Source organism: Paenibacillus sp. P4_A7 (genome assembly GCF_056402455.1).
In genome coordinates this window covers 1-4,236 of the sequence record NZ_JBFUHJ010000471.1, presented here as the reverse complement: position 1 = coordinate 4,236, position 4,236 = coordinate 1, and the positions used below count along the sequence as shown (strand labels likewise).

The window sequence follows — 4,236 nt, the reverse complement described above, 5'->3', positions numbered from 1 at the left end:
CCCGACTCCGGAAGAACGAGAGCGGCTCGGAAGAGTGCCCGGACGCGGAAGAGAAAAGATGTTTGAGGTCCGTGAGAACGATGCAGATATTTCTTTTATCCGCAATTACTTGACCAAAGATCTGGTGAAGGACCTGGACTTATATGTTTTCGAGAAGAAAGGTCCCGAATGGAAAATTACCGATAAATCGTGGGAGAATATTCGTGACCAGCTCGCTTACGCTCGTGTAAATGGCGGGTTCCCTTACCTTGTTGTTCAGGATGGCGATTATTTACGCAATGGTGAGCTTTACTTGAAACATCAGTTCGAAGGTGTTGAGCTGGATTTGAAATATGTAGAGCGGACGCTGCCTTATGTTTATCAGTTGTGGGGAAAGACAGTTTACTTGGAGACAGTTGTGGAGGATAAGGCGTTGTTGTTTATGTATGATGGGAAGAAGGTCAGTCGTAAATTTTTATAATCAATTTATTAAGGAGCAGGTCATAACCTGCTCCTTTAATTATAGACCAGAGTGGAAATCACCGATAAATCATGGGAGAACGTCCGCGATCAGCTCGCCTATTCACGGGTGAACGGCTACTTCCCGTACTTGGTTGTCAAAGTCGGCGACTATCAGAGAAATTGTGAGCTTTACTTGCAACATCAGTATGAGGGCATTCACAAAATGTCTATCGTCCTCTATAATTTAATCCTATTTCATTTCTATTAATAAATCGATCGCTTTTACTTCACCATGATCATATGTTCCAAGTTCACCTTTTAAAGCTTTGTTTAGAATAGACTTTTTAATACACTCGATACGTTCTAACGTAATTATGCAATTCTGTTTTATTTTGTCTAATACTTCATGAACTTTTCTCACTTTACTTACAATGATCTTTTGTTCACTAAGAGGAGCTAGTCTTAAGGGAGCCTGATTTAAGGCAGCTTGAGTTAATTTTCTACGACCCGTTGAACCCGAAGTTAATGGAATAAAATTATAGTAACTCAAACATATATTAAGGTACTCAACATCTATGCCTCCAAGAGGTCTAAGAACATGAGCATGATTATTAACCCATGATTTTCCTCTAACAATATAACTGAATGGCTTTTCTCGACCTGTAAAAGTTTCATCTTCTACAACCAATACAATATCATCATTAAAAATGTAATCATTAATAGTATCGACTTGTCCGTTAGCCCCATAGTATGGAATATTCCCTGGACGATTCTCTCGCTCTGCTTTACTAACTGGTTTTCGAAATCTATCTAAACATTCTGTTAAATCTAAAATCCTAGTTATACACCAATTCTTAGGAAGGCTGCTGTCTTCATGACTAATGTAAGGAATGAAATCTGGTTCTGATTTATTTTTTGTTGGTGAACTTGTTGCTTTTATTAACTCTACGTTCGATAAATAGTCATCCTTTCTTCTTTTTTGGATTTCCATAACTAAATCAAACGCGCTTTCATTTATTTGATTAGTTCTTCTCCATTCCTCAGTTAATTTACCAAGATATGCGTTAACAATTACTGATTTCCTATTCAAATCAATATTCTCCATAGTTTGGACAACTAACTCTTTAGCCTGCTCTAGTTTATACAAAAGACGTTCGACTTTGTCAGCAATTCGTTTTTGTTCGTTTAGTGGTGGGAGAGGGAATGCCATCTCTTTCAACTTATTTATTTGTATTCCTTTTACCGTCGAGCCAGTAGACATATGTTCAATAATTTTAGTGTTTGTATTGAAATACATCCACAAAAAATATGATGGTAAATCTAATTTAGGCTWTACAATCTTTAAATCTTGATTAATAGCATTTCTAATTTTACTAATTGAACTTTTACCAGGTGACATTCTTGTGATCAATAGTAATTCACCTGGTTCGGCAATAGATGCTGAACTGTCCTGAAGCCCATCTTCAGTAATTGTATCCTGAGTATGTTCAAGAAATAAGCCCTTAATATCTTTAACAGATGCCCAAGGGATATCACCGTTCCAATATAAATCATTATCTTTTGAAGGTGTACCTCCACCTCTAAAATCAACAACACCTCCAAGCTTTACCCAAACCCAATTCCCCGGCACCTCATAAGGCTGCTCCTCTACCGGCACCAAAGCCTCTTTCAACATCTCTTCCTGCGACATAGCAACCCTCTTACTCATTGCCGTACACCCCGGATCCTTCTGCGAACTTAGCCAAAGCTTGTTCGTTTTCCTCATAGCTTACCGGCTTTGGCTCAATTGCCTTCAACTCAGCTACAACTTCGCCAAGCAGCGCGAGTGCTTCTTCCAATTTCAACATCGCTTCTTCCGCCGAGACGATTGGATCAGACAGGTTGTCGTAAGCTGACAGAGACACGTCGGCAATCAAGCCTATATCAAGGCTGTCATCCTTCTTACGAATGTCCTCGCGGTTGAACACGTTCCAACGCTCATCTTCCACCTTCGTGCGATCTTCCGCCGTATAAGCAGCCACAAACGAGTCAAAATGAGCCACAGTCAGCGGAGTGCGCTTACCGAAGTTAGGCATATTCGTGCGCAGATCGTATACCCATACGTCTTTCGTGCTATCTTTATCCGTCTTCTCGCGTGTGAAGAATAAGACGTTCGTCTTAACACCTTGCGCATAGAAAATGCCGGTAGGCAGACGCAAAATCGTATGCAGATTGCATTTATCCATCAGGTCAGCACGGATTTTCGTGCCTACACCGCTCTCGAACAGTACGTTGTCCGGAAGGACAACTGCGGCACGTGCTTTGCCATTAGCTTTCAACGCACGATAAATATGCTGAAGGAAGTTCAGCTGTTTGTTCGTTGTTGCAAACGTCAGGTCGTCACGAGTCGGACGTTCGCCGCCCTGTTTTGTGCCGAACGGCGGATTCGTTAGGATAACGTCGAAGTTCTTCAGGTTGGTGCCATCGTCAGATAGTGTATCGCCAAGTATAATTTCGCTATGAATGTCATGAAGCATTGCGTTCATCATCGCGAGACGATGCGTATCTTTAACCAGTTCAACGCCGGTAAATGCTTGATGCTTCTGGAACTCGGCTTCCTTCTCACCTAGGTCGAAATAATCGTCCGTGTTGCTGCGCACATGACGATCTGCCGCGATCATAAAGCCAAATGTACCTGCAGCAGGGTCATTACAATGTTCACCCGGCTGCGGATCAGCTAACTTAGTGATTACATCAATAAGCGGACGAGGAGTAAAGTATTGTCCTGCTCCAGACTTCGTCTCGCTGGCGTTCTTCTCTAGTAGTCCCTCGTACAGGTCGCCAAGACCTTCTTCCTTTGCACTATACCAATCGAGCTGATCGATGGAAGTAATAATTTTCTCCAAGTTCTTCGGCTCGTTGATGTTGGATGTTGCATTCATATAGATCTGCTTGATAGTCTCATTGCCTTGGTTACCGAGATCAAGCAACAACTGGCGGTAATGCTGTTGAAGCGCCATACCATGACGCTCCGTCAGCGAATCCCAACGGTACTGCTCCGGCAGAATACCTTCGTTGTCGGTTTCCTTCATCATTTTGAGGAACAGTACATACGTCAGTTCCGTCACATATTGATGATACGTGATGCCATCATCACGCAGTACGTTACACAAATTCCAAAGCTTCTGTACAATATCCTGATTACCCATTTATGCAAGATCCCTCTTTCGTGGTGTATATAGCGCTGTATTGATTGTCGTTACAATTGTCTCCATTTCGCCATCGAAAATCTTGTTCAATTGCTTGTAGCCGCCCTTGCTCTTGAAAGGCTCAACTTCGAACGCTTTCTCCGGGTTAGGATCCAGCACCGATTCCTGCAGCAGCTGCTTCTCGATTCGCTTCAGCCAATCCTTCTGGACCTTCGACCAGACTTTCATATCATATATCTTTTTCATAGCATTGGATATACGCTCTTCATGGCTAATTAATGGATCGCCGAGCGCTTGCTGACGGATRAAGCTGATAATATCCGCCGCGATATCTTCATTCTTCGCATCCCGCCATGCCGCCTGTAGCGTCTTCTCCGAGTAGCCTTGTTGATCTAGCGCTACGCGAAGCTTGCGCAGCTCATCGCGAGTCAAATCATTCGGACGTGTGCAAATAATCGTTAGGGCTGGTATAAGGTTTAAATTCTCTTTTATGAAGGAATGGAACCCTTCTAAATAATCCTCCGGTTTCTGAGCTTTACCATAACCTCGCGTGGTCGAGATCAGCTTATCCTCATGCTCAGAAATATAAATTCGATGGGACCTACCG

Annotated in this window: 4 protein-coding genes and 1 pseudogene; 2 read left to right on the top strand and 3 right to left on the bottom strand. The window is 42.7% G+C overall.

What is annotated here, in order from left to right; genetic code table 11:
- The coding region (locus AC1DWN_RS29035; protein WP_477562357.1) for a SpoVR family protein at positions 1 to 460 on the top strand (460 nt) is incomplete at its 5' end.
- A 54-nt stretch (positions 461 to 514) separates the two neighbouring features.
- Positions 515 to 658: pseudogene (locus AC1DWN_RS29030) on the top strand (stage V sporulation protein R); the annotation flags it as partial.
- A 33-nt stretch (positions 659 to 691) separates the two neighbouring features.
- On the opposite strand, the gene AC1DWN_RS29025 reads toward AC1DWN_RS29030, so the two are convergent.
- The 3 genes from AC1DWN_RS29025 to AC1DWN_RS29015 form a co-directional block, all read right to left on the bottom strand.
- Complete coding sequence (locus tag AC1DWN_RS29025) at positions 692 to 2,131, bottom strand: restriction endonuclease subunit S (RefSeq protein WP_477562356.1); 1,440 nt, start codon at positions 2,129 to 2,131, stop codon at positions 692 to 694.
- A 10-nt stretch (positions 2,132 to 2,141) separates the two neighbouring features.
- Positions 2,142 to 3,629 (bottom strand): class I SAM-dependent DNA methyltransferase, encoded by a 1,488-nt coding sequence (locus AC1DWN_RS29020; protein WP_477562355.1) that lies wholly within the window; start codon positions 3,627 to 3,629, stop codon positions 2,142 to 2,144.
- Positions 3,630 to 4,236 (bottom strand): type I restriction-modification enzyme R subunit C-terminal domain-containing protein (locus AC1DWN_RS29015; protein WP_477562354.1); only part of this gene is annotated, 607 nt, incomplete at its 5' end.

Bases quoted from the DNA above. Each gene is read 5' to 3' on its own strand.
- AC1DWN_RS29020 (WP_477562355.1), bottom strand. From the start codon at position 3,629: ATGGGTAATCAGGATATTGTACAGAAGCTTTGGAATTTGTGTAACGTA.